The 25,592-nt window shown below is 66.9% G+C and carries 22 protein-coding genes and 1 pseudogene; 13 read left to right on the forward strand and 10 right to left on the reverse strand.

Annotation, left to right across the window (positions count from 1 at the left end):
- Positions 1–21: 21 nt before the first annotated feature.
- Positions 22–2,688 carry a sensor histidine kinase gene (locus tag AC5P6A_RS05145; RefSeq protein ID WP_495222255.1) on the reverse strand — a complete coding sequence of 889 codons (2,667 nt, stop codon included), beginning with the start codon at positions 2,686–2,688 and terminating at the stop codon, positions 22–24.
- Positions 2,689–2,907: 219 nt separating this feature from the next.
- Between AC5P6A_RS05145 and AC5P6A_RS05150 the strand changes: the two genes are divergently transcribed.
- Positions 2,908–3,780 (forward strand): hypothetical protein, encoded by an 873-nt coding sequence (locus AC5P6A_RS05150; protein ID WP_346714864.1) that lies wholly within the window; start codon positions 2,908–2,910, stop codon positions 3,778–3,780.
- Positions 3,781–3,822: 42 nt separating this feature from the next.
- Here the strand turns inward: AC5P6A_RS05150 and AC5P6A_RS05155 are convergent, their stop codons facing one another.
- Together AC5P6A_RS05155 and AC5P6A_RS05160 are read right to left on the reverse strand one after the other, a co-directional pair.
- Entirely contained in the window at positions 3,823–4,248 is a 426-nt protein-coding gene (locus AC5P6A_RS05155; RefSeq protein WP_346714865.1) for an organic hydroperoxide resistance protein, read from the reverse strand.
- A gap of 119 nt (positions 4,249–4,367) precedes the next feature.
- Entirely contained in the window at positions 4,368–5,033 is a 666-nt protein-coding gene (locus AC5P6A_RS05160) for a TraX family protein (RefSeq protein ID WP_346714866.1), read from the reverse strand.
- Between the two features lie 114 nt (positions 5,034–5,147).
- Here AC5P6A_RS05160 and pip point away from each other — a divergent pair, with 114 nt between their 5' ends.
- From pip to AC5P6A_RS05200, 8 genes and pseudogenes are all read left to right on the forward strand, one after another.
- Positions 5,148–6,095 (forward strand): prolyl aminopeptidase, encoded by a 948-nt coding sequence (gene pip, locus AC5P6A_RS05165; protein ID WP_346714867.1) that lies wholly within the window; start codon positions 5,148–5,150, stop codon positions 6,093–6,095.
- A gap of 206 nt (positions 6,096–6,301) precedes the next feature.
- A complete protein-coding gene (locus tag AC5P6A_RS05170; RefSeq protein ID WP_019337231.1) occupies positions 6,302–6,601 on the forward strand; it encodes an EF-hand domain-containing protein in 300 nt (99 codons plus the stop codon).
- 292 nt (positions 6,602–6,893) lie between these two features.
- Positions 6,894–7,193, forward strand: a complete 300-nt coding sequence (locus tag AC5P6A_RS05175; RefSeq protein WP_005413574.1) for a hypothetical protein — start codon at positions 6,894–6,896, stop codon at positions 7,191–7,193.
- Positions 7,194–7,256: 63 nt separating this feature from the next.
- Positions 7,257–10,016 (forward strand): magnesium-translocating P-type ATPase, encoded by a 2,760-nt coding sequence (mgtA, locus tag AC5P6A_RS05180; protein ID WP_180876807.1) that lies wholly within the window; start codon positions 7,257–7,259, stop codon positions 10,014–10,016.
- Positions 10,017–10,046: 30 nt separating this feature from the next.
- Positions 10,047–10,783, forward strand: a pseudogene (locus AC5P6A_RS05185) (MgtC/SapB family protein).
- A gap of 235 nt (positions 10,784–11,018) precedes the next feature.
- Positions 11,019–12,074, forward strand: a complete 1,056-nt coding sequence (locus AC5P6A_RS05190; RefSeq protein ID WP_346714868.1) for a sensor histidine kinase — start codon at positions 11,019–11,021, stop codon at positions 12,072–12,074.
- Positions 12,067–12,708: a response regulator transcription factor gene (locus tag AC5P6A_RS05195; RefSeq protein ID WP_021202327.1), complete on the forward strand. Its 642-nt coding sequence runs from the start codon at positions 12,067–12,069 to the stop codon at positions 12,706–12,708. Before AC5P6A_RS05190 ends, AC5P6A_RS05195 begins: the two co-directional genes overlap by 8 nt.
- Positions 12,705–13,220 (forward strand): DUF1697 domain-containing protein, encoded by a 516-nt coding sequence (locus AC5P6A_RS05200; RefSeq protein WP_346714869.1) that lies wholly within the window; start codon positions 12,705–12,707, stop codon positions 13,218–13,220. The genes AC5P6A_RS05195 and AC5P6A_RS05200 overlap by 4 nt, the downstream gene beginning before the upstream one ends.
- A gap of 101 nt (positions 13,221–13,321) precedes the next feature.
- Here the strand turns inward: AC5P6A_RS05200 and AC5P6A_RS05205 are convergent, their stop codons facing one another.
- The gene (locus tag AC5P6A_RS05205) at positions 13,322–14,494 is read right to left on the reverse strand and encodes a low temperature requirement protein A (protein WP_329841898.1); all 1,173 of its coding nucleotides are present in this window, start codon (positions 14,492–14,494) and stop codon (positions 13,322–13,324) included.
- Between the two features lie 9 nt (positions 14,495–14,503).
- Entirely contained in the window at positions 14,504–14,770 is a 267-nt protein-coding gene (locus tag AC5P6A_RS05210; RefSeq protein WP_171953038.1) for a hypothetical protein, read from the reverse strand.
- 203 nt (positions 14,771–14,973) lie between these two features.
- On the opposite strand from AC5P6A_RS05210, the gene blaL1 reads away from it, so the two are divergent.
- Positions 14,974–15,843 carry a L1 family subclass B3 metallo-beta-lactamase gene (gene blaL1, locus AC5P6A_RS05215; protein ID WP_346714870.1) on the forward strand — a complete coding sequence of 290 codons (870 nt, stop codon included), beginning with the start codon at positions 14,974–14,976 and terminating at the stop codon, positions 15,841–15,843.
- A gap of 116 nt (positions 15,844–15,959) precedes the next feature.
- Here the strand turns inward: blaL1 and AC5P6A_RS05220 are convergent, their stop codons facing one another.
- Complete coding sequence (locus AC5P6A_RS05220; RefSeq protein WP_134729115.1) at positions 15,960–16,496, reverse strand: DUF411 domain-containing protein; 537 nt, start codon at positions 16,494–16,496, stop codon at positions 15,960–15,962.
- 632 nt (positions 16,497–17,128) lie between these two features.
- On the opposite strand from AC5P6A_RS05220, the gene AC5P6A_RS05225 reads away from it, so the two are divergent.
- Positions 17,129–18,145 carry a DUF4034 domain-containing protein gene (locus tag AC5P6A_RS05225; RefSeq protein ID WP_346714871.1) on the forward strand — a complete coding sequence of 339 codons (1,017 nt, stop codon included), beginning with the start codon at positions 17,129–17,131 and terminating at the stop codon, positions 18,143–18,145.
- Between the two features lie 18 nt (positions 18,146–18,163).
- Here the strand turns inward: AC5P6A_RS05225 and AC5P6A_RS05230 are convergent, their stop codons facing one another.
- Positions 18,164–20,446, reverse strand: a complete 2,283-nt coding sequence (locus AC5P6A_RS05230) for an FdhF/YdeP family oxidoreductase (RefSeq protein ID WP_495222257.1) — start codon at positions 20,444–20,446, stop codon at positions 18,164–18,166.
- Between the two features lie 244 nt (positions 20,447–20,690).
- On the opposite strand from AC5P6A_RS05230, the gene fdhD reads away from it, so the two are divergent.
- Positions 20,691–21,539, forward strand: coding sequence for a formate dehydrogenase accessory sulfurtransferase FdhD (fdhD, locus tag AC5P6A_RS05235; RefSeq protein WP_346714873.1), 849 nt, complete (start codon positions 20,691–20,693; stop codon positions 21,537–21,539).
- A 39-nt stretch (positions 21,540–21,578) separates the two neighbouring features.
- On the opposite strand, the gene AC5P6A_RS05240 is transcribed toward fdhD, so the two are convergent.
- Entirely contained in the window at positions 21,579–22,115 is a 537-nt protein-coding gene (locus AC5P6A_RS05240; protein WP_019659816.1) for a carboxymuconolactone decarboxylase family protein, read from the reverse strand.
- Between the two features lie 106 nt (positions 22,116–22,221).
- On the opposite strand from AC5P6A_RS05240, the gene AC5P6A_RS05245 reads away from it, so the two are divergent.
- Entirely contained in the window at positions 22,222–23,118 is an 897-nt protein-coding gene (locus AC5P6A_RS05245) for a cupin domain-containing protein (protein WP_164143815.1), read from the forward strand.
- Positions 23,119–23,449: 331 nt separating this feature from the next.
- On the opposite strand, the gene AC5P6A_RS05250 is transcribed toward AC5P6A_RS05245, so the two are convergent.
- Both AC5P6A_RS05250 and AC5P6A_RS05255 read right to left on the reverse strand, forming a co-directional pair.
- On the reverse strand, positions 23,450–24,013 hold the full coding sequence (locus tag AC5P6A_RS05250) for a TetR/AcrR family transcriptional regulator (RefSeq protein ID WP_180876795.1): 564 nt from the start codon (positions 24,011–24,013) through the stop codon (positions 23,450–23,452).
- Positions 24,014–24,017: 4 nt separating this feature from the next.
- Positions 24,018–25,550, reverse strand: coding sequence for an MFS transporter (locus tag AC5P6A_RS05255; protein WP_346714874.1), 1,533 nt, complete (start codon positions 25,548–25,550; stop codon positions 24,018–24,020).
- Between the last annotated feature and the right edge of the window lie 42 nt (positions 25,551–25,592).

Genomic DNA, 25,592 nt, shown 5'->3' on the forward strand with positions numbered 1-25,592 from the left:
TGACGTGGGTGCCCATGCAATTTATCCGATTGCGACATTAACTGGCGGTTCTGACATGACCTGAATCAGCGCCTGATACAGTGAGTCGCTGGCGTAGCAGGACACCACCTGCCCTCTCCCGTCCCACTGTGGGCGCAGCGGCCCGTCGCGACTGACCCTGACCCACGCGTGGCCGGAGCGCTGCACGCCCTCCCACTCGCTTGGAGCAGGCTCAAACATCACCACCACCGCCCCTTCGGGAAGATCCAGCCACGGCGCCGTCGCCAGCAGCTGCGGAGTGACGACCTGGGCTCCCCAACCGCGGACGCGCCGTTCAAGTTCCGCGCGCCACGGGCCGGCCGCAGCCAGCAGGCCCACCACCCGGCCCGCCAAGGGCACCGCCGCCGCCTGCGTGACCGAGGTCGCCAGCGGGGTTTCGAACACGAAACGGCTGCCGACCCCGGGGGTGCTTTCCACCCATATGCGGCCGCCCATGCGCTCGCAGAGCTGCTGGCACAGTGCCAACCCCAGGCCCGAACCACCAAACCGCGACAGGATGGTGGTGTCGGCCTGCACGAACGGCTGGAACAGGCGATCGCACTCGGCCTGGCTCAGGCCGATGCCGGAGTCGGTCGCCTCGAAGCGCAGCCACGCCAGCGCGTCCTCGCGACGGCACGACACACCCAGCTGCACGCGACCGGACGCGGTGAACTTCAGCGCATTGCTGGCCAGGTTGCGCAGCACCCGCTCGATCGCCGCCATCGGCGCCACGGCACCTTCCGGCACGTCGGCACCCACCACGCAATCGAGCTGCAGGCCCTTGGCATTGGCCATCGGGGCATACAGCAGCGCCACCCGCTCGAGCATCGCCGCCGGTGAGAAGCGCTCGGGCGTCAGTGTCCACTGGCCGGACTCGATGCGCGACAGGTCAAGCACGTCGGTGATGATGTCCATGAGTGAATCGGCGGACTGGCGCAGGCGCAGCACCCGTTCCATCGACTCTGCGGGCAGGGGCGCGCGCGCCAGCAGTTCCAGGTGGCCGATGATGCCGTGCAACGGCGTGCGGATCTCATGGCTCATCGCCGCCACGAAATGCGATTTGGCGCGGCTGCATGATTCGGCGGCAGCGGTCTGCGCCCGCTCGGCCAGCAGGGCGCGCATGTCCTCGCTGATGTCCTCCACCATCAGCAGCACCCCGCCCGGCCACGCGTGCCCGCCGCAGTGGACATGAGTACGGTGGAACAGGCGCTGCTGCGGATCGCTGGCCAGCGGCAGCTCACCGCCGAGGGTGACCGGGCCATCGGCCAGATCAGCCTGCTCCACCGCGGCACGCAGCTGTGGAATCAAGCGGCCACCACAGGCGCGATCCATCCGTTGCAAGGGACTATTGAGGTCCTGCACTTCGCCGCTGCGGGCGTCCAGCAGCGCGACCCCGACCGGGACGTACTCCAGCAGCAATCGCAGCCGCTGGTCGCGCGCATAGATGGCCTTCACCTGGCTCAACGCTGGCATGTACATGCGCTTGTGCAGCCACAGCAGGAAGACCCACAGCACGGCCAGCGCGGCGATCAGTGAGGCCACACCCGACAGCAGCATCGGCGCGATGCCACGCAGGATGTCGCGCCAGCGATAGGTTTCCACCAGCGTCCAGGGCGTGCCGTTCACCGCCAGCGCCAGGGTGAAGCGCCCGTTGTGGAAGCGTGCGCGGGTGGCATTGCCGAGCAGCACCCAGTCGACATCGGCGCTGGCAACATCATGAGCATCCTCGCGACTGGACAGCACGCGCAGGCCGTCACGGTCCAGCAGCATCAGGTGGCCCTGGCTGTTGCGGCGAAGCAGGTCCTGCAAGCGGGCCAGGGGTTCGTACGCGACGAACGTGGCAATGGGGGCGTCGCCGGCACTGGCCTGGAACACCGACACCAGCGAGGATTCGCCGCTGATCGGATGGCGGCCGAAGGTACGTTGCGGCGCGTCGCTGCGCGCCAGGCTCTCCAGCAACGGCACCTGGTCATGCAGCGAGGCCGGCGCCAGCAGCTGCGCCGGGGCCCGCAGGTGCGCGAAGATCTCTTCGCGCGAGCGCATGCCCAGCGCGTCCGCTAGGCTGCGCTCGGTCAGGCCGTTGTCCAGCGACAGGTACTGTCCGCTGGGGTCGAAGAAGTATGAAGCCCCCACTGGCTCGCCTTCATCAGAGGTGCGGGTCAGGCGTTGGATCAGCGAGACGGCGGCGCTCAGCTGCAGGTAGCGCTTCAGCTCCCGCGGCTGCCACTGCAGTGTCTGCAGGCCCAGTGCCATCTGCGGCCGGCTGCTGTCGTCGGCCACCACCAGCAGCCGCTGGCCACCCTGCAGGTACGCCTGGTACATCGCATCGGAACTGGCCTGGCCCAATCGCGCGTCGTGGCCCCAGGCGTACTCGGCCATGTTGGCCAGGCGGGCGTAGCTGGCATCCTGCCGCGCCAGCTGGATCTGCAATGCATTGTGGGCACGGCGGAAATCGGCGATGCGACGGGCCTCGTAGGCGTTCACCTGGACCACGATGAGGGTGATCAGCACGCTGATCGACAGCAGGCTGAGTACCGCCCCGCACGCCAGCATCAGCCGACGTGGGTAGCGTCGCAGTGCCAGCAGCTCGCCGCCATCGGCCGGACCCGCGCCAGCACGGGCGTGCAGGCGGTACGGGGACGCTGCGACGGTGGTAGGGGACGACGGCATGGCAGGAGGCGGCGTTGGAGGCTCGCAGACAGATCGGGGACGCTCAGCATGCAGTCGCGCACCCCCTATCGATGTAGGACGATGTCCAAATTCGACGTTTGATGTGTCGTATTCCGCCCAAATCTTCACGCCCCTCACAATTCGTACTTGTCCGGTTTCTGCCCGTCCCACCCGCCGCGACCCTGTCCGTCCCGAACCCCAGGACACGGAGAGACCGCGATGTGGGCACGACGCATGGGCGAACGCTGGTGGCTGCTGCGGCTGCTCAGCCGGCATGCACTCGATCAGGCCAGCCTGCGCCTGGGCGGCTTCGCCGCGCGCCTGCTGTCACCGTCGCAACAACGGCGCGTCGCCTGTCGCATTTCTGCTGCGCTGGGGCCCAGCCTGCAGCCCCGTCGCTACCAGAGCGCCTGTAGCGCCCTGAAACGGCTCGGCCTGCCCGCCGGCACGGCGAGCAGGCTGGGCAGCATCGTGCTGGCGCACGCGTGGCTGCGACGAATGCGCCTGCGCCACCTGCGCACACTCCCCTTCCACGCGGTGAAGCGGCATGCGCGCCTGATCGCCTGGAAGGACCCTCAGGCACTTTGGGCGTCCGGCGCGGGCCGACGCCGTGTGGTCTGCCTGCTGCCCACCGGTGATGTGGAGCTGGCCATCGCAGCGGTCCTGGATCGACCCGGTGCGCCTGCGCACTATTTCATCCGCAGCCCGCACGCTCCAGGGTCGGCCGAGCATCGAATCCTGGCGGCACTGCAGGGCCAGGGCCATCGCCTGGACATCGGATCATCGCCCAGGCCCGGCCAGGGCTGGCGGCAACTGCGACGCGGCGCCACGATCATCGCGCTGCTGGACCCACTGCTGATGGCACATTCCGCCCTGCCGGGCCATCGCCAACCCGCACCGTTGCGGCTGGCACGACTGGCGCGCGTGCCAGTGCTGCTTGCCGCGCATCGTAACGATGACGACGGCGCCGGCACCCTGCACGTGCTGGGTGAGTTCCGGCTGGATGGGAGCGCTGCGCAACTGGACGCGCTGTACAGCGCGGTACAGGCATTTCTTGCGGCATCACCGCTGGACTGGATGGCGCCGGGGTAAACCTGAAAGCCGCAGCGGGCGGGTCCCGCTGCGGCTGTTGGCTCAGGCTACGATGAGCGCGACGTTGATGTTGTTGCGGGTGGCATGCGAGTACGGACAAACGACGTGGGCCTTGCTGACCAGATCACGTGCCTGCTCGCTGTCGACGCCCGGCAGCGAAATGGTCAGCGCCACGTCGATGGCGAAGCCGGTGCTGACCGGACCGATGCCCACGCGACCGGTGACCGCAGCATTGTCGGGAATGCTCACGCCCTCCTGGCCGGCCACATGGCGCAGGGCACCCAGGAAGCACGCGGAATAGCCTGCCGCGAACAGCTGTTCCGGGTTGGTGCCCTTGCCGCCAGTGCCCCCCAGCTCCGCCGGCGTCGACAGTGCGATATCCAGCGCCTTGTCCGACGACGCGGCATGGCCTTCGCGACCGCCGACAGCGGTGGCCTGGGCGGTGTAAAGGATCTGCTCAATGCTCATGGAATGCTCCCTTTGCGTGGTTGCGCGGCCGCGGACGCGGCCACGACATGCATCGTGGGAGCGGAATCGAACCGGTTCCATCGGACAGGGACGATTGCCTGCTGCCTTGACGACCCGCATCAGGGACGCGATTGTGCGAACGCGGCCAGTACCGCCAAGTGCCCGACGTAGTACAGATAGAACGCCCACCGCCAGCGCGGCAGTGGCCATGTCACCCGCGCGGCCAGCAGCACCACCGGTACGGCCAGCAATGCCCAGCCGTTGTGGTTCGCCCAGCACACCGCTGCGAGCCCGACCAGCAGCAGCAACCAAGCGCGATGCCGGAACGCGATCCATCCCAGCAGCACGCAGCCGACACCCGCCCACTGGTAATCCACGAACATCGGCAGCACGCCGGCAGCCAGCAACAGCTGAACGGGCCGATGGTTCGCCAGCGCATGAACGGCCACCGCAGCCAGGGCAAAGGTCAGCAGGATGTTGAGCGGCAGCCAGGAACCAAACGCGAATGCGTGCAATGGCTGCGCGATCAGCCCCCACAACGCGAGCCGGCGTATCGATTTGCGCAGGTCGGCCCCGGGCTGGGCCAGGTTGCAGGCCATCACCAGCGCGAACAGCGGGAAGGCAATGCGCCCCAGTTCGCTGACCACCGGTACGTAGCCGCCAAAGACCACCTTGGCCACGTGATCACCGGTCATGGCCAGCAGTGCGATCCACTTCAGCAGCTCGCGCGCGCCGCTGCAGAGGGTGAAGTTGAAGGTTGACGTCCCGGTCGTGGTCGCTTGCATCGCGGAAGCTTATGCGCATCGGCCAGCCCATTTCCAGCGCCGAGCAGGAGCCCGTCGCTGCAGCCCGCAGGTGTCGGCGCTATGCTGGCCGCCCCAGCTTGTGAGACACCTGCCATGCGCACCCTGTACCCCGCCATCGAACCCTACCGCCAGTTCACCCTGCCGGTGAGCGATCTGCACACGCTGCATGTCGAAGAGTGCGGCACACCGGACGGCATTCCGGTGGTGTACCTGCACGGCGGCCCGGGTGCCGGCATCTCGCCAACCCACCGCCGCTTCTTCGATTCGGCGCGATACCGCATCGTGCTGATCGACCAGCGTGGCAGCGGCCGCTCCACACCGTTCGGCGAGCTGCGCGACAACACCACGCAGGACCTGGTGGCCGACATCGAGAAGGTGCGTGAGCACTTGGGGATCGAGCGTTGGCTTGTCTATGGCGGCTCCTGGGGCTCGACGCTGTCGCTGGCCTATGCGCAGGCGCATCCCGAGCGTGCCACCGGCCTGATCGTGCGTGGCGTGTTCCTCGGCCGCGAGATGGAGAACCGCTGGTTTGCCGAGGGCAACGGCGGTGCGCGCTGGATCTTCCCGGAGCGCTGGGACCGCTATGAGGCCCACATTCCGGAGACTGAGCGGGGCGACATGATTGCGGCCTACTGGACCCGCATGGACAGCCCGGATGAAGCAACCCGCATCGAAGCCGCGCAGGCCTGGCTGGGCTGGGAAGACAACGCGGCCACCCTGCAGCATGATGTGGACGCCGAGTCCACCGACGATCCGCTGGATACGCTGGCCAAGGCTCGTATTGAAGCGCACTACTTCCGCAACGGCATCTTCCTGGAACCTGACCAGCTGCTGCGCGATATCGATCGCATCCGCCACCTGCCCGGCGTGATCGTGCAGGGGCGCTACGACATCATCTGCCCGCCGCGCAGCGCGTGGGACCTGGCCAAGGCCTGGCCGGAAGCCCGGCTGGAGATGGTGACCTCCGGCCACAGCGCGAACGAGCCGGCCACGGTGGATGCGCTGGTGCGGGCGACGGATGCCTTTGCCGACCGTTTCTGAGCAGATGGTAGTGCCGGCCGCTGGCCGGCATCCCACCGTTCGAGGGTAGCGTCGACTCCGCGCAATCGCTGCTGCGCGGCCAGGTGAATGGCCACCCACCGGCAACGAGCCACGGCCCCATTCTTCGCAGCCCGCTTACAGCTCCGCGCAGAAGATCCGGCGGTGACCACCGCACCGGTGGTTCGCCCTTTCCCCAGGAGCACGCCATGACCGGTTATCGCTGCCTTCCCATCGCTCTCTCGCTATCTGCGGGCCTGCTGCTGGGCGCCTGTTCCAATCCCCAGGAGGCCAGCAAGGCCACCGCCGCCGAGGACGTGACAGAAGTAAGGCTCATCCCTGCCTACGAATCGCTGGACAAGGACAAGGACGGCATCGTCACGCTGGCCGAGGTGGATGCCGTGGCACCGGACTGGGCCGAACGACTGCACGCCTGCGACACCGACCGCAACAAGACGCTGAGCCGCGGCGAGTACGACGTGTGCAAGCAGACCAGCGCTTCGCATTGATCCATCATTGAGCCCTCGACTGGCGCTGCGCATGCCGGCTATACCAAGGTATAGCCGGGCTAACCCACGAGCCTCTAGGCCCGTCCCATTCAGGGGCGGACAATAGCGCCACTGGCCAGGGCAATCCTGGCCGGCACCCTCCCCTCATGGAAACGCAGATGGACCCCGACCCTGCCGGGCGCACCGCGCCCCGGATGACCGCTTGTTGCCTGTTCCTGGCGCCTGCCCGCCGGCCCCTGCCTGCATGAGTGACGGGGGGCCGCCAGGCGCCGTTTGCCTGGAGAGCACCCCCATGTCCTACAAGATCCTCTACATCACCCTGCGCCGCCTGATCGGCGAGCGCGATGTTGCCGCGCTGCGCAGCCAGCTGCTGCAGCACGGCCCCGTGATGTTTGCCCGTTCGCTGTCACTCGGTTCGCCACGCGTGGTGGCCGACGCCTTGTCGCTGCTGCCGATCAGCGAGCGCATCACCGTGCTGCGTCATCTGCCCTATCCGCTGCGTGATGCGATGAAGCCGCTGTGCATCGGCGGCAGCCAGCGCCTGCACATGCAGCCGTGGTCGCCGGCGGTGCTGGCGATGCGCCACGCCTGATCGGTTGCATCCGTTCCGTTCGTGTTCCGGCCTCGGCCGGCTCTGACATTCGAGGAGAGTCCCATGAGCCTGCTCAACGCCTGGTTCAATGCCTTCCTGCGCAGCCGTCGCGCAGGCAACCTGTTCCGCCGCCGTGCGATGCCCGAAGCCGGGTTTGGCCCGGGCAGCGCCGACGCGGCACCGTTCGCGCTCACCACCGGCCTGGTCACCCTGGCCCAGCAGGAGGAAGCCGAGCTGCTGGCCACGCTGGGGTCGCATGCCGATGGCCTCAGCCCGCATGAGGCCGAGGAACGGCTGGCGACGCTCGGCCCCAACGAGGTGGATCACGAGAAGCCGCTGCCGTGGTGGCGCCACCTGTGGCAGTGCTACCGCAATCCGTTCAACCTGCTGCTGACCGTGCTGGCGGCGGTGTCCTGGCTGACCGAGGACATCAAGGCGACGATCGTCATCGGTGCAATGGTGCTGCTGTCCACGCTGATCCGCTTCGTGCAGGAGGGTCGTTCGAACCGAGCGGCCGAGCGGCTGAAGGCACTGGTCGGCAACACTGCGCGCGTGCTGCGCCGCAATCCCGGCACCGAGGCTGCCGATGTGGCCGACCAGTACTTCGGCGCGCGCCTGCACAGCCGTCGCCCGGCACGCCTGCTGGACCTGCCGATCCGTGAACTGGTGCCCGGCGACCACATCGTGCTGTCGGCAGGCGACATGATTCCGGCCGACTGCCGCGTGCTGACTGCCAAGGACCTGTTCGTGGCGCAGGCGGCGATGACCGGCGAGTCGCTGCCGGTGGAGAAGTTCGCGCACCCGGGCGACGGCCTGGCTGGCCTGCTGGAACAGCACAACCTGCTGTTCATGGGCACCAATGTGGTGTCCGGCACTGCCACCGCCGTTGTGCTGGCCACCGGCAACCGCACCTATTTCGGCACGCTGGCCCTGCGCAGCACCGCCACCGACCATGCGCCCACCGCGTTCCAAGCCGGCGTCAACAGTGTCAGCTGGCTGCTGATCCGCTTCGCGCTGGTGATGGTGCCGTTCGTGCTGCTGATCAACGGCTGGACCAAGGGCGACTGGACCGAGGCGTTCCTGTTCGCGCTGTCGGTGGCGGTGGGCTTGACGCCGGAAATGCTGCCGATGATCGTCACCTCCACCCTGGCCAAGGGTGCGGTGCTGCTGTCGCGGCGCAAGGTGATCGTCAAGCGCCTGGATGCCATCCAGAACTTCGGCGCGATGGAAGTGCTTTGCACCGACAAGACCGGCACCCTCACCCAGGACAGGATCGCGCTGGAGCGCCACACTGATGTGTTCGGCCACGATTCGGAAGACGTACTGAAGTTCGCTTACCTCAACAGCCACTTCCAGACCGGGCTGATCAACCTGCTGGACCGTGCGGTGCTGGAGCACGTGGAGCTGCAAAGCTCGCTGCGGCTGTCGCAGGACTACCACAAGGTGGATGAGATCCCGTTCGACTTCGAGCGCCGCCGCATGTCGGTGGTGGTCTCCGAGCGCGAGGACCACCATGAGCTGATCTGCAAGGGCGCGGTGGAAGAAATGCTGGCGGTGTGCAGCACCGTGCGCGAGAACGGCCAGGACATGCCACTGGACGAACATCGCCTGGCCCGCGTGCGGCAGACCACCGAAGAGCTGAACGAACAGGGCCTGCGCGTGGTGGCGGTGGCGATGAAGGAGACCGCCGCGAGCCAGACCACCTATTCGCAGGCCGACGAATGTGGCCTGACCCTGGTCGGCTACGTCGCCTTCCTGGACCCGCCGAAGGAATCGGCAGCGCAGGCGCTGCAGGCGCTGGCCGCGCACGGCGTGGAGGTCAAGGTGTTCACCGGCGACAACGAACTGGTGACCGCCCGCGTCTGCGCGCAGGTGGGGCTGGACGCCGACACGATCCTGACCGGCCCTCAGATCGAGCGCATGGATGATGGCGCGCTGTCGCGGGCGCTGCACCACCATCGCGTGTTTGCCCGGCTGACGCCGCTGCACAAGGAGCGCCTGGTGCGCGAGCTGCGCGCACAGGGCAAGGTAGTCGGCTTCCTCGGCGACGGCATCAACGATGCACCGGCGCTGCGCGCAGCCGACATCGGCATCAGCGTGGACAGCGCGGTGGACATCGCCAAGGAGGCGGCCGACATCATCCTGCTGGAAAAGAACCTGATGGTTCTGGAGGAAGGTGTCATCCAGGGCCGGCGCACGTTCAACAACATGCTGAAGTACATCCGCATGACCGCCAGTTCCAACTTCGGCAACGTGTTCTCGGTGCTGGTGGCCTCGGCCTTCCTGCCGTTCCTGCCGATGCTGCCGCTGCAGCTGCTGGTGCAGAATCTGCTGTACGACATCTCGCAGATCGCCATTCCTTTCGACAACGTGGATGAGGAACTGGTACGCAAGCCGCTGAAGTGGAACCCGGCGGACATCGGCCGCTTCATGGTGTTCTTCGGGCCGATCAGCTCGATCTTCGACCTGACCTGCTTCGCGCTGATGTGGTACGTGTTCGATGCGCGCACCGCCGGCGACCAGAGCCTGTTCCAGTCCGGCTGGTTCGTGGTCGGCCTGCTGACCCAGACCCTGATCGTGCACATGATCCGTACGCCGAAGGTGCCGTTCCTGCAGAGCATCGCCGCGCCGCCACTGCTACTGATGACCGGCCTGATCATGGCCATTGGCGTGGCCCTGCCGATGAGCCCGCTGGCCGGCTACTTCAAGCTGCAGGCGCTGCCGGCCGGCTACTGGCCGTTCCTGGTGGCGATCCTGTTCGGCTATGCGGTGCTGACCACCGCGCTGAAGAAGTTCTACATCCGCCGGTACGGCTGGCAGTAAACGCCCGCCGCTTGTCCAGGGAGAAACACAATGGACATCAATCCCAACCTGCCGGCCTTCAACGCCGGCGCGACCTTGAGCTCGCTGATCAGCCTGTCGGTGGCGTTCGTGCTGGGCACGGTCATCGGCCTGGAGCGGCAGCTGCGCCAGCGCACCGCAGGCCTGCGCACCAACACGCTGGTGGCGGTGGGCGCGGCAGTGTTCGTCGATCTGGCGGTGCGCTTCCATGACCTGTACGGTGGTTCACCCTCGCCGCTGCATGTGGTGGCCTATGTGATCTCCGGCGTCGGCTTCCTCGGCGCCGGCGCGATCATGAAGGACGGCGCCCAGGTGTCCGGCCTGAACACCGCCGCCACCCTGTGGGGCTCGGCGGCGGTGGGTGCGTGTGCCGGTATCAAGCTGCTGCCCGAAGCGGTGCTGGCGGCAGTGTTCGTGCTGGCCGCCAACACCCTGCTGCGGCCGGTGGTGAACCGCATCCAGCGGCAGCCGCTGCCGGAAGCGTTCAGCGAGGCACCTATGCGATCAACGTGGTCTGCCAGCGCGAGCAGCAGGCCGAGGTACTGGACCGGTTGTTGCTGCTGCTTGAGCAGGCGCAGTACCCGGTGCGCGCGGTGGACCAGCGGCCATTCGGCGAGCGTGACGTGGAGATCGAAGCGGTGCTGTATGCCACCACGGTGGATGCCGGTGAGCTCGATGCCGTGCTGGCCACGCTGGCGACCACGCCCGGCGTACTGCAGGGCTTCTGGAACGCCAGCCTTGAGGAGTAGTGCCGGCCGCCGGCCGGCAACCCCATGATCCCCGGACGCACCGTGCATCGCTTTGGTGGGTGCCGACCGTTGGTCGGCACAAACCCTCATCGCCCCCGCCATTCAATTGCTGTGCCGACCAACGGTCGGCACCTACCAGGAGTCGGCACCCACCGCACGAGAGCACGCCGACCAAGGTCGGCATCCAACGGTGATGGCTTTGCTATCCTTTTCCCCCACACCAGGGAGCTCCCCGATGCCATCGCTGTCGCCCCGCCGCCCGCTGGTGCTGCTGGCCCTGATCGTCGTGATGGCGGCGATCTTCCTGATCGACACCGTCACCGATTATGCGGTTGCCGCGGCCTGCTTCTATGCAGCGGTCATCCTTGCGGCGTCGCGCGTGGTGGGCGCGCGCGGGCTGATCACCCTGGCCATCGCCTGCATCGCGCTGACGGGGTTGAGCTTCTTCCTGACCCGCTTCGGCACCTACCGCATCGGCCTGGTCAACTCGGTGATCGGCATGCTGGTGATCGGCATCACCACCTATCTCGCTCTGAACATGGAAGCGGCCAAGGCCGCAGTGCAGGAAGCGCAGGGCCGCCTGCTGCGGGTGGCACGCGCGTCCACCGTAGGCGAGCTCACCACCTCCATCGCCCATGAAGTCAACCAGCCACTGGCTGCAATCGCCAGCAGCGCCGAAGCCTGCCAGCGCTGGCTGGCGCAGGACCCGCCGAACGTGGACAAGGCCCGGCAGACCGTAGCCCGCATCCTCGCCGACGCGCACCGCGCCGGTGACGTGATCGCCCGCATCCGCGGTCTGACCCAGGGCGCGGCACCGGAACGACGCGCCTTCGACCTGAACCAGGCGGTGGAGGAAATGCTGGCGCTGTCGCGCAGCGAACTGAACCGGCATGGCGTGGCCGTAGCCCTGCTGCTGCACCCCGACCTGCCACAGGTACACGCCGACCGCGTGCAGGTGCAGCAGGTGATCGGCAACCTGATCCTCAATGCAGTGGATGCAATGGAAGCCATACCCGCAGGCGACCGGCGTCTGTCGCTGCTGACCCGGCGCGACGGCCAGCGTGTCAGCCTCAGCGTACGCGACCGTGGCGTCGGCCTGCCCGCCGACCATCCCGAACGCGTCTTCGATGCGTTCTGGACCACCAAGTCACACGGGCTGGGCCTGGGCCTCAGCCTGAGCCGTTCGATGATCGAAGCCAACGACGGCCAGATCCGCGCCGAACGGCCGGCAGGCGGCGGTGCCTGCTTCGTGTTCGACCTGCCCATCGTCACGGATGCCCAACATGCGTAGGCCCGCTACCCCTGCCGTCGATCCGGCACCCATCGTGTATGTGGTCGACGACGATCCGTCGGTGCGCGCGGCGCTGGAAGACCTGCTGGCATCGATGGGCTTGCGGGTGCACGCCTTTGCATCCACCCAGGCGTTCCTTGAACACGACCTGGTAGACGCACCGGCCTGCCTGGTGCTGGACGTGCGCATGCCCGGCCAGAGCGGCCTGGAGTTCCACCGCACGATGGGCAACCATGGGTTGCGGCTGCCGGTGGTGTTCATCACCGGCCACGGCGACATCGCCATGGGTGTCAACGCAATCAAGGACGGCGCCATCGAATTCCTGACCAAGCCCTTCCGTGACCAGGAGCTGCTCGATGCTATCCACAGGGGCATCGAGATCGACCGCCAGCGCCGCCGCGACGGCGACGTGCTGGGCGCCCTGCAGCAGCGCTGGGATTCATTGAGCGCGGGCGAGCGCGAGGTGGTCGATGGCGTGGTGCGCGGCCGCCTCAACAAGCAGATCGCCGCTGACCTCGGGGTCAGCGAGATCACGGTCAAGGTGCGTCGTGCGCAGGTGATGCGCAAGATGGGCGCGCGCACCCTGGTTGACCTGGTACGCATGTACGACCGCCTGCAGGCGGGGACGCCATGAACGCCTACGTCGCCTTGCTGCGCGCGGTCAACGTCGGCGGCACCGGCAAGCTGCCGATGCGCGAACTGGTGGACATGTGCGAGGACGCAGGCTTCGCCGATGTCCGCACCTACATCGCCAGCGGCAACGTGGTGTTCCGCAGCCCGCTCGACGAGGCGGGCGTGCGCCAGGCCCTCGGCGAGCGGCTCAAGGTCTATGCTGGCAAGCCGGTGGGCGTGCTGGTGCGCTCGGCCAACGAGATCGCCGGCGTGGTGGCGCGCAATCCGTTTCCGCAGGCCGCCGGTAACCGTGTGGTGGCATTGTTCCTCGATGCCAGCCTCCCCGCCGATCCCTTGGACGGCGTGACCGGCCGGCGTGACGAACAGCTCGCACTCGGCACGCGCGAGATCTTCGTTCATTACGGTGCTGGCATGGCCGACTCGCGCCTGCGGATGCCCTATGCCCAGCAAGGCACTGCCCGCAACATGAACACGGTGGGCAAGCTTGCAGCGATGGCCGCCGCGCTGGCCTAGCCTGCCAGCATTTCTTGTGCAGCGGTGCTGAAGTCGAGTCTCAATCGACTGCTCAGCGCTTGCGCTCGATGGCGGCTGGAGCGCTTTGCTGACGCAACGGATCACGCCCGCTGCAGGCGACGCTTCAACCGCGTATCCATCAACCCCACGGCCAGCAGCACCGCACTGGTCAGCCAACCGGCGGCCAGCAGATGGCTGTGCGGCAAGACCACGCCCAACACGACCAGCGCCATGGCACCGAACAGATGCGAATACGGGGCGCGCCCGTACACAACGCGCTTGTAGAGGGCGCTGCCAAGCAGGTAGATCAACGGCCCGGCGGCCAGCACCGCTGCATATACCGGCGTCACCGCCGCTTCCGGGTGATCCATCACCAGGTCGTTGCCCACCGCGGTGGCGATGATGCCGGCGATCAGCAATGCATGCACATAATGGAAGTTGGCCCCCATCCGTCCGGGGTCTTCCGCGTGGGTGATGGCCTCTGTGGCATCGTGGCTGGAGATGCCGAAGTACAGCCACCACATGGCAATCGTGCCGGCGAAGGTGGCCAGCACCGCCGATACCACTTCAAGGTCCCAGTGCTCGACGTCGCTGAGCACACCCCCGGTGGCCAGCAACGTCTCACCCAGTGCGACGATGACGAACAGCTGGCAGCGTTCGGCCAGGTGCCCCCCCTCAATGGTCCAGTCGCGAGTGTGCGAACGACCCATGCCCGGGAACGCGAAGCCAAACATCGGCGAGATGTATTCGCAGGCCACCGCCATCGCCCACAGTGCCAGCCGCAGGTGGCCCTCGGCCGCCGCGCCGGCCAGCCAGAAACAGGCCGACACGCTGACCCAGGCCAGCATGCGGCGGAAGTTCGGCGCCAACGGATGGTTACGGCCGACCTCCAGCAACACGAACGCGGTGCGTCCGACCTGCATCGTGGCGTACGCCCCGGCGAAGATCCACGCACGATCGGCGAATGCCTCGGGAATGGACGAGGACATCAACAACGCCAGCAGCATGGTGCCGAACATCAGGCCCCGGATGCGCGGCGCCTCCGGGTCGAACCAGTTGCTGACCCAGCACGCGTATTGCCAGCCGAGCCAGACCGCGAACCACAGCACCAGGGTCTGCAGCACGCCGGCCAGGTCCAGGTGATGCAGCAGATGGTGGCTGAGCTGGGTGACCGCGAACACGTAGACCAGGTCGAAGAACAGTTCTTCGTAGGTCACGCGGGCATGATGGCCATCGCGGTGGCGCAGCGCGGGCAGGCGCAGTCGGGTACTCATGCAACTCCTTCAGCGCGCCAGGCGCCAGTACAGCAAACCGGCCAGCAGCGCCGGCACGGCGAACACCAGCAGCAGGATCGGCAGCTCCTCGCGTACTGCGTAACCGGCCCTGCTGACCCCCACCCACATGTTGGCCACGGCCACCAGCAGCCAGGTGGCGATGAAGGCGATCAGCGCCGTGGGCAGCTGCGAGGTGCCCACGCTCCAGAGGCGGCCAAACAGCAGGAACACCCCTAGCAGGAGCACGCCACCCAGCATCACCATGAGCACATGCATGGTCCACCTCCTTGAGCCTGAAAGCAGGCTAGCCCCGGCCGATTCTGCGCTCCAGCCTGTGGAGATGGATTCACAATCCACAGCAAGCGAACAATCCCTGCATCGACTGCGGCGGAGCTTATGGCAGCCATGAATTATTCGCGAAACGGCCGGCGCGGCCCGCGTGCTAGCTTCATCGGCCCCAGTCCAGACACCATTCTGCCATGCGCCTCTGCCTGACTACCCTCGCCCTGGCTGCCACGCTTGCCTTTGATGTCACTGCCGCCGACGAACCGCTGCCCCAGCTCCGGGCCTACACGGTGGACAGTTCATGGCTGCAGCCGATGGCACCGCTGCAGATTGCCGACCACACCTGGCAGATCGGCACCGAGGATCTGACCGCGCTACTGGTGCAGACCGCCGACGGTGCGGTGCTGCTTGACGGCGGCATGCCGCAGATGGCCGGTCACCTGCTGGACAACATGAAGGCACGCGGGGTGGCAGCACAGGATCTACGGCTGATCCTGCTCAGCCATGCGCATGCCGACCATGCCGGCCCGGTGGCGGAACTGAAGCGCCGTACCGGTGCGAAAGTGGTGGCCAACGCCGAATCGGCCGCGCTGCTGGCGCGCGGTGGCAGCAACGACCTGCACTTTGGCGACAGCATCACCTTTCCGCCGGTCAGCACCGACCGCATCATCATGGATGGCGAGGTGGTCAACGTGGGCGGCATCGCGTTCACCGCGCACTTCATGCCGGGACACACCCCGGGCAGCACTGCCTGGACCTGGACCGATACCCGCGATGGCAAGCCGGTGCGCATCGCCTATGCCGACAGCCTGAGCGCGCCGGGCTACCAGCTCCAGGGCAACGCCCGCTATCCCCGCCTGGTCCAGGACTACCGACGCAGCTTCGCCATGGTGCGCGGCCTGCCCTGCGACCTGTTGCTGACTCCGCATCCGGGCGCCAGCAACTGGAACTATGCTGCTGGCAGCAACGCCAGCGAGAAGGTACTGAGCTGCAAAGCCTACGCGGATGCGGCCGAGAAGAAGTTCGACGCGCAGTTGGCCAAGGAAACGGCCACGGCACGCTGATCCTGTAGAGCCGAGCCCATGCTCGGCTTGCCGGCCAAACACAGCCGAGCATAGGCTCGGCTCTACACAAGACGCGTCGGAGAGTGCCGGTCAGGACGACCGGCACCCTCCGTCCATCAGCCGCCCTGACCGTGCTGGGCAAACGGCTCGGTGCTGCCGTCGGTGCGCACCAGCTCGACGGTGTACGGCTGCACGTAGCCGTCCGGCATTTCCATGCCCGGCGAACCGGCTGGCATGCCGGGCAGCACCAGCCCGCGCGCGGCCGGGCGTTCGGCCAGCAGGCGCTTGATGTCCTCGGCCGGGATGTGACCCTCGACCACGTAACCGCCGATCTCGGCGGTATGGCAGGAGGCCTTGCCGACCGGCACGCCCAGGCGGACCTTGATTGGATTCATGTCATCGGCGTCGCGCACATCGACCTGGAAGCCGGCGGCCTTCAGGTGGTCGACCCAGATGCCGCAGCAACCGCAGCTGGCGGTCTTGTGCACGATGGCGACCGGCAAGGCTGGATCGATCTTGGCCGGGCTGGCCTGGGCCGGTGCCGGTGCTTCGCTGGCGACCGGTGCCGCGGAGGATTCTTCGGCGGCACGAGCGCAGGCGGTCGTGGCCAGCACGGTGCCCAGCAGCAGGCCGAGGGAAAGAGTACGGTTCATTGAGTGATTCCTTTGCAGAGGCGGGCAAAGCGGCCCGCCACCCACGCATTGAAGGCGCAGGTAGCGTCGAGAGAAAGTCGAACAGTCATGGCAGGCGCTTGAGGCCTGCATGAATTCACGCGATGGGGGGACGTAACGGATCCGGCATCAACGGGGGCGCGCGCTGCTGGCTACTGGCTGGAGCGGGCGCCCCGCGCCAAAGGGAGGCTGGTGTCCCGTTCAGCGTTGCCAACATGCCCAAGCACGCCGGCGGGCATTCGCACTGGCCACTCTGGCAAGCCGCCGGACCTGCATCATCGCAACACCCCGCCGAAGCTATCCCGGCCGAGTGCGGTGCCACGCAATGGTCCTGGCTGGCCGGACCGCTGTAGGAAGACGCGGCGAGCGCCAGCGCCGGTGCATTCAGCACCAGGGCAACAAGCAGCATCCATCGCAGTATGAGGCCAGGCAGGTTCACCCGCCGATGATAGCCGATGCACAACTGCACAGCATGGGGTGGCAGCGCCCACGCCCGCCTGGCAGCCACGCTGCCGACTTGCGCGACGGCCCCTGCTATGGCGAGATGGCGATCGTGGCCCACTGCCCTGCCATGCCCCTGTCCCTGACACGGAGTTTCTCCCATGAATGGATTCATGCGAACACTGCTTGTGATGCTGTTGTTGTCGTGCGCGACCATCGCCCACGCCGGTGCATCCGGTGAAGATGAAGCAAGCGAACGCGCAGAAGTCTCCCGGCAAGCAAAGCAACTGCTGGAGAAGCAGGATTTCGCCAGACTGGAGCAACTCGCCAGTCGTTACCGGGATACGGATCGCTACTTCAGCAGCGGTGTCTGGAAGCTCTCGGCGTACTACGTTGGCATCGGCTATGCCTTCAGCATGAGCAACCGTGACCCGGCCTACTGGCAAGGTCGCGAGAAACTCGTGCAGGCATGGATCTCGCGCTACCCCAGGTCGCCGTCGGCGCGGCTGGCCATGGCTGAGATGCTCAGCCGCCAAGGCTGGAGCATCCGCGGCCCCGGCTATGCAAATACGGTGAAGGAAGAGGACTGGGCACCGTTCAAGGCGCTGCAGCAGCAGGCCGTTGACTACCTGCTGAAGTACAAGGACATCGCCAGCACGGACCCGTACTGGTACGAGTCGATGGAACACCGGGCGATCGAACAGAGTTGGGATGCAGACCGCTTCTTCGCATTGCATGACGAAGGCATCGCGCGCCATCCAGGCTACTTCCCGCTCTACTTTGCTGCCGTGCGCTATTTCGCTCCGAAGTGGGGCGGCGATCCGGCTGGCCTGGAAGCCTATGCACGCAGGGTCATGGCTGCGGCCCCACCGCAGGACCAATACATGCTGTACGCCCGTATCTACTGGGTCGCCTCGCAGCGGGAGTACGAGGACCGTTTGTTCACCGAGTCGAAAGTGAACTGGCCGACCATGAAACGCGGCTTCGAAGACGTGCTGTCACGTTATCCCTCGCCATGGAACGTGCAATCATTCGCGTACTTCGCCTGCCAGGCCAACGATCCCGTCAAGGCCCGTGAACTGCTGGCGCAGATCCAGGAACCGATCGTTGGCGCCTGGCGGGATACCGCCAACTATTTCCGTTGCTCCTTTGCGCTGGATGAACCCAATCCACATGCCGGAAGCCCATAGGACTGGATTGATCCACTGCTAGGTGACCGCCGGCATCGCCCGCATCCGCACCGGGATCGACTTAGCTGCGGGGGTGCCGCTGATCCGGTCGTGGTAATCCAGCGGCAGCAACGGGTTCAGTTCGGGGTAGTAGCCGGCCAGCGCGCCGCGCGGCATCGGGTAATCGAGCACGGTCAAGCCTTCGATGCGTCGCTGCACGCCATCACTGCTGATCGTCTCCAGGCTGACCAGCGCCTCCTTCCGCAGCCCGCGCGCCAGCCGGTCCTCGATGTTCATGAACAGCACCATGCGATCGTTATACACGCCGCGATAGCGATCGTTGTAGCTGTAGATGGTGGTGTTGTACTGATCGTGCGAGCGCACGGTGGCCAGCCGCAGCATGTCGGGGTCGTGAACCGGATCACCCACGTCCAGGCCAGGCATCACCAGGATGTTGGCCTTGCCATTGGGCGTGGGCCAGACGCGGCGACGCGGCGGGATATCCAGATGGAAGCCGTGCGGCTGCTGGATGCGCTGGTTGAAGCCGGTGTAGATCTCCGGGTACACGGCCGCGATCAACTCACGGATGTGTGCGTAGTCGTGCATGCAGCCTGCCCAGTCGACCCTGCTGCGTGGCAGCGTGGCCATCGCCATGCGACAGACGATCTCGACCTCGGGCAACACATCGGGGCTGACCGGCTCGAGTACGCCCCGCGAGGCGGTCACATTGGACATCGCGTCTTCAATGGTGACGAACTGCTCGCCGGCCGGCGTGACGATGCGCTCCGAGCGCGCCACCACCGGCAGGATCAGCGCATCGCGGCCATGAACAAGATGCCCACGGTTGAGCTTGGTGGCGATACCCACGGTCAGGTCCAGGCCACGCATCGCCTCGTACGCGCGCGGTGTGTCAGGCACTGCATGGATGAAATTCCCGCCCAGGCCGATGAAAACCCTGGCGCTGCCCGCCAGCATCGCCTCGATCGACTCGACCACGTGATGGCCATGCTCGCGCGGCGGGTCGAAGCCGAATACCTGCTGCACGCGGTCCAGGTAGGCCGGCTTCGGCTTTTCATCGATGCCGACAGTGCGGTCGCCCTGCACATTGGAATGGCCCCGGATCGGCCCGATGCCAGCACCGGGCTTGCCGAAATTGCCACGCAGCAACAGCAGATTGGCGACCTGCTGCAGCAGGCGCGAGCCGTACTGGTGCTGGGTCAGCCCCATGCCGTAGCAGATCACGGTGGCGTTGGAGCGGATGTAGATCTCCGCACAGCGACGGATCTGCGCCTGCGAAATGCCGGACACCTGCACGATCTGATCCCAGTCCTGCGCCATCACGTCGTCGCGCAGCGCCTCCAGGCCCACCGTGTGTTCGGCGAGGAATGCATGGTCGAGCACACGCTCACCCTGCGCCTCGCGCTCGAACATCACCTTCATCATGCCCTTGATCAGGGCCAGGTCGCCGCCGATGCGGATGTGCACGAACTCGCTGCTGATCTCTGTCGAACCGAACGTGGCCATCTGCACCACGTCCTGCGGTTCTGCGAAGCGGATCAGCGCGCGCTCGGGCATCGGGTTGACCGCCACGATCGGGATGCCGCGTTTGCGTGCCTCCACCAGGTTGCTCATCATCCGCGGCGAATTGGTGCCGGTGTTCTGGCCAATCACGAAGATGGCCTCGGCGTGATCGAAATCCTGCAGCACGATGGTGCCCTTGCCCACCCCGATGGCCGGCGGCAGCCCGCGGCTGGTCGGCTCGTGGCACATGTTCGAGCAGTCCGGGAAATTATTGGTGCCGAACTCGCGCACGAAGATCGAATACAGGAACGCCGCTTCGTTGGGCGTGCGCCCGGAGGTGTAGAACTCGGCCTGGTGAGGACTGTCCAGTGCCCGCAGGTGACGGCCGATCAGTGCGAAGGCATCGTCCCAGCTGCACGGCACATAGTGATCGGTCGCAGCGTCGTAGCGCATCGGCTCTGTCAGCCGCCCCTGCATCTCCAGCCAGTAGTCGGTCTGCGCCATCAGCTCGGTCACGGTGTGCCGGGCGAACAGCTCACGACCGGCACGGAACTGCGTGGCTTCCCAGGCCAGTGCCTTCGCGCCGTTCTCGCAGAACTCCAGCTTCCTGCGTTCGTCGGCATCGGGGAACGCACAGCTGGGGCACTTGAAGCCACCGGGCTGGTTCATCGCCAGCAGCGCCTTCGACCCCTTGCCGATCACACTCTGCTGCAGCAGCACTTTGGCGGTGGCACCAGCGGCACCCCAGCCTCCGGCCGGCTGGTTGTAGGGCTTGTAGCGCGGCGGTTTCTGCTCGGACATGCTCGGGAACCTGGCGGAAGGAACGCAACAACGAACGGCACAACGCGGTCCGGCGGTGCATTCAGTGGCACGACCAGCCGCACAGTCAAGCACGGCCCGCGGCGCTTCGCCAGAGGGCACAGGCTGTTTTCAGCACAACCTGCCATGGCAACGGTTACAGCCGCGTCTGCGCGCGACCACTGCGCTATCCTCGAAACCGCAGGCGGTGGCCCGCCCGCGTTTCTCCCTTGTCCGGACGCGCTGCATGCCTGATTCGATCCCGCCGCACACCCCGCCTGCCGGCACCGCCCAACGCCCGTTGCAGCGCTGGCGCGGCGGCACGCAACAGCAGCAGGTCGACGTGGTGGCCGAGGAAGTGCCGGTGGCGCTGCGCTACAACGATGCCGCCTTTGCCGTGATGATGGCCACACCCTGTGATCTGGAGGACTTCGCACTCGGATTTTCGCTCAGCGAAGGCCTGATCAGCGCGCCCTCGCAGCTGCTGTCGATCGATATCCACCCACAGCTGGAAGGCATCGAGCTGCAGATGACCGTGGACGAGGCTGCGCCCGGCGCAAACCTCGACCCCGACAATGGGCGCCTGCTGCCCGGCCGTGGTGGCTGTGGCCTGTGCGGCACGCGCCAGCTGGAAGAAGTGCTGCGCCCACTGCCGCAGATCCGCGAGCGCCGCAGCTATTCCGCCACCGCCCTGCAGCGGGCGTTGGCCAGCCTGGCGCAGCACCAGCCGATGAATGCGGCAAGCGGCTCGATCCACGCCGCGGCCTGGGCCGACGCCAGTGGGCGCATCGGCTGGGTACGCGAGGACGTAGGCCGCCACAATGCACTGGACAAGCTGATCGGTGCCCTGCACCACAACGAACACGCCATCGAAGGCGGCCTGCTGGTGATTTCCAGCCGGGCCAGCTACGAGATGGTCAGCAAGGCAGTGCGCGCCGGCGCCAGCGTGCTGGCGGCGGTGTCCGCGCCGACCGCGCTGGCGATCGATCTGGCCCGCAGCGCCGGCCTGTGCCTGGTCGGGTTCGCGCGGGAAGGCGGGTTCAATGTGTATACCCATCCGGAGCGGCTGCAGGCGCACGACGGCCACGCCCGCTGAGGATGGCCGGGAGCACCGCGTCCCCCGGCCCGGTACACCTCAGCGCAGCGCGACCTTCGGGAAGTCCACCGGCACGTCGAACGCCACGTTGACGTAGTTGGTGAACAGGTTGAGCGCCACATGCGCGAGGATCTCGACGACCTGCTCATCATCGAAGCCAGCCGCGCGCAGCGCCTGCACGTCGCCGTCGGCGATCTGCGCACGCTGCTCGACCACCTTCAACGCGAAGTCGAGCGCCGCCGCAGTGGCCGGGTCGCTGGACTGGCCGATCTGCGCGGCAGCCATCTGCTCGCTGCTGGCGCCGGCCTTGCGGCCCAATGCCGTGTGCGCGGCCAGGCAGTACTCGCAGGCGTTTCGGTTGGCGATGGCCACGGCGATCTGCTCGCCCAGCAGCGGCGACAGGCGACCGCCGCCCAGCGCGCCGAACGAACCCCACATGCTCTGCAGGGCAGCCGGCGAGTTGGCCACGGCGCGGAACATGGCCGGGGTGGCGCCGAAGGCAGCGTGGACCTGGCCCAGCAGGGCCTGGCGGTCGGCGGTGGTGTTGGCGGCATCGATCAGGGGGACACGGGACATGGTGGATCTCCTTGGGAAAGCGCCCGGGATTGGACGACCCGCTCATCCTAGGTAGACTCCCTGGACGCAACATCCTCAATGCGCCACATATGTTGTCCATACGTCCATGAGCATGCGCGCCGCCACCCCTGCGCCAGATAGACTCTCCTCTCTGCTGGAACGCTTCCGGGTGCAGGCGGCCCTGTTCCACAGTGGCCCGCTGTGCGGGCAGCATGTCTTCGAGCCGCAGCCCGGTCGTGCGTTCCTGCACATCCTGCGCCAGGGTGAGATGGAAGTCCGTCATCCTGGGGGCGATAGCACGCTGCCCCGGTTGAAGATCGATACACCCAGCCTCCTGCTGTATCCGCAGCCGCTGCACCATGTGTTCTTCAACGCTCCGCTGGACGGCCCGGATTTCACCTGTGCCACGCTGGATTTCGATGGTGGCGCGCGCAATCCGATCGTGCAGTCGCTGCCACCGGTGATGGTGGTGCCGCTGGCCGCGATCACCGAACTGGATGACACCCTGCAGCTGCTGTTCGCCGAAGCCGATCGCCAGCGCTGCGGGTCACGGCTGCTGACCAACCGCCTGTTCGAGGTGGCGCTGATCCAGATCCTGCGCTGGGTGGTCGACCACCCGGATGCAGCCGGCGTCAGCCACGGGTTGATGCGGGGGCTGTCCGATGCGCGGCTGGCACGCACGCTGGTGGCGATGCACCAGGCACCGCAGGACGAATGGACGCTGCCGCGCATGGCCGCGACCGCCGGCATGTCGCGCAGCGCGTTCGCGGCCGTGTTCAAGGACGTGATGCAGGCAACGCCAGCCAGCTACCTGCTGGACTGGCGGCTGAGCCTGGCCTGCGCGCAGCTGCGGGCAGGCGTGGCGGTCAAGCAGGTGGCGATCGAGGTGGGGTTTGCCGATACCGCCTCGCTGTCGAAGGCGTTCCGCAAGCGATTGGGGGTATCGCCGAGGGCATGGCTGGCCGCGAGCGCCGCGCAGGCTGGGCAGACGCGCGAGCGGTAGAGTCGACTGTCAGTCGACTAGCGCGCGAAGCGCGGGGTTTTCGTTGTCTGACCGAAGGGCAGTCGACTGACAGTCGACTCTACCGAAGCGCATTTTCGTGGCCTGACCGAAGGGCAGCCGACCAGCGGTCGGCTCTACCACGGGCGATGTCTGCGCGCCGGCGGGCCGCTCAACTGGACGTTCCGTCATTCTCGCTGTCGAAGGCGTTCCGCAAGCGGCTGGGGGCCAGGCTGGGCAGACGCGCGAGCGGTAGAGTCGACTGTCAGTCGACTATCGCGCGAAGCGCGGGGTTTCGTTGTCTGAGCGAAGAGCAGTCGACTGACAGTCGACTCTACAAGTGCGGTGATCCGTCAGACTTCGCCAACAGCCCGGCGATGCGCTCGGCAACACGGGCGCGCACGCCTTCATCCAGCTGGCCCTGGTACATCGCCTCGTAGATCCACAGGCCATCGGCAGCAAGCCGCGCCACGAAATTGTCGAGCGCTGCGCTGTCTTCCGCTGTACCCGCCTCCGGCGGCAGCGGTGCCCAGCGACGCACCGCCGGTCCCCACGGGCGCTCTTCGGCGTCCGGGTCGGCCGATTCCAGCATGAACATCAGTTCGGCACGGGTGGCGCTCTGGGCAGACACGCGCACGAAGGTCTGGTAACGCTCCAACGCAGTGGCCTGCTCGGCGGTCTTGCCCAGCAACGCTTCCATCGACGTCTCCCAGGCCTGCACCAGGTGCTCGTCGATGCCGCGCAGCAGCGCCTCGCGCGACGGGAAGTGGTACAGCAGGCCGCCGCGGGTCAGCTTGGCCTCGGCCGCCACCGACTCGAAGGTGACCGCACGCACGCCGTCACGATTGATCACGTTGACGGCGGCGTCGAGGATGCGGTCGCGCTTGCTGGTTCTCATTGCCTCATTTTACGCGATCGGCCGCGCCCTCGCGGCTGCCGACGCGGCCGCGCAGCAGGCGCGCGATGATCGCCGCACCCAGCGCCAGCACCGCCGTGATCACCAGCAGCACGATCTGGTAGCCACGGTCATACGCGGCCGCAGCCAGTGCGAACCACTCGCCCTGCCCGCTCTCGCGCGCGGCATGCAGCGCCTGGGTGAAACCCTCGCGGGCAAGCGCGGGCATATCGGCCGAGACCGGCAGGAACGCGCTGTACATTGCGGCACTCAGGCTGCCCAGCGTCGCCACCGCCAGCAGGCCACCGAACTCATAGGACACTTCTTCCACCGACGAGGCCATGCCCGCACGGTGCGCCGGCACGTTGTTGAGGATGGCGGTGGACGCCACCGAGATGGCCGAACCCATACCGAAGCCGGTGATGGCCATGCCAGCCACCACCCAACCAAGGCCGAGCGGGAAACCGAACGCCACCACGCCGACGCCCAGCGCACCTCCGGCCAGGCCACCACAGATCAGCGGGCGCAGGCCAACCCGGTGCAGGATGCTGCCGCCGAGCAGCGCACTGGGCAGGCTGCCCAGTGCCGCCACCGACACCAGCAGGCCCGCCTGCAGCGGCGTGAAACCTGCCACCAGCTGGAAGCGCTGCGTGGTGACCAACTGCAGGCCGGCCATCGCGAACAGGGTGAACACCGCCGACAGCGTGCCGGCCAGGAACGCCGGATTACGGAAGATCGCAAAGTCCAGCAGCGGGTACGGCAGCTGCTGCTGGCGGCGCGCGAACGCCGCACCGCTGATGACGGCCAACACCAGCGCGCCTGCGCCCAGCGCATATGAGGGCGGCGTGGCGATCAGCGACTTGATCGCCAGCACCAGGCCGGACAGTGCAGCCAATGCCAGCACTGACGACACCAGGTCCCATGGCCGCGAGGTGTCGCGCCGTCCTTCCGGCGCCAGCAGCAGCGTGGCCACGAACGCGACCACCACCACCGGCACGTTGATCAGGAACACCGAGCCCCACCAGAAGTGCTGCAGCAGCCAGCCGCCAATGATCGGGCCGAGCGCCGCACCGACAATGGCGACCGAACCCCAGATCGCGATGGCGATGTTGCGTTCGCGTTCTTCGTGGAAGCTCAGTCCGATCAACGCCAACGTGGCCGGCATCATCGCTGCGGCACCGATCGCCAGGAATGCACGCGCGGCAATCAGCTGCGTTGCGGAGTCAGCGAACGCCGCTGCCAGCGAGGCCACGCCGAACACCACCAGGCCGATCAGGAACATGCGGCGGTGGCCGAAGCGGTCGCCCAGCGTACCCGCACCCAGCAGCAGACCGGCCATCACCAGCGGATAGGCGTTGATGATCCACAGCGCCTGGCCGGCACTGGCCGAGAGTTCTTCGGTCAGCGTGGGCAGTGCGGTGTAGAGCACGGAGTTGTCGAGCGTGACCAGCAGCAGGCCGGCGGCGACGGTGAACAGCAGTGCCCAGCGACGGGCACGCGACAGGGCCGGAGCACCGGCCAGGGGCTGGGACAAAGCCATGGGAGAACCTGGTGGGGTGGAGTACGATCATAACTATACAGG

The sequence above is a fragment of the Stenotrophomonas sp. YJH_SMC_20 genome (assembly GCF_059367845.1).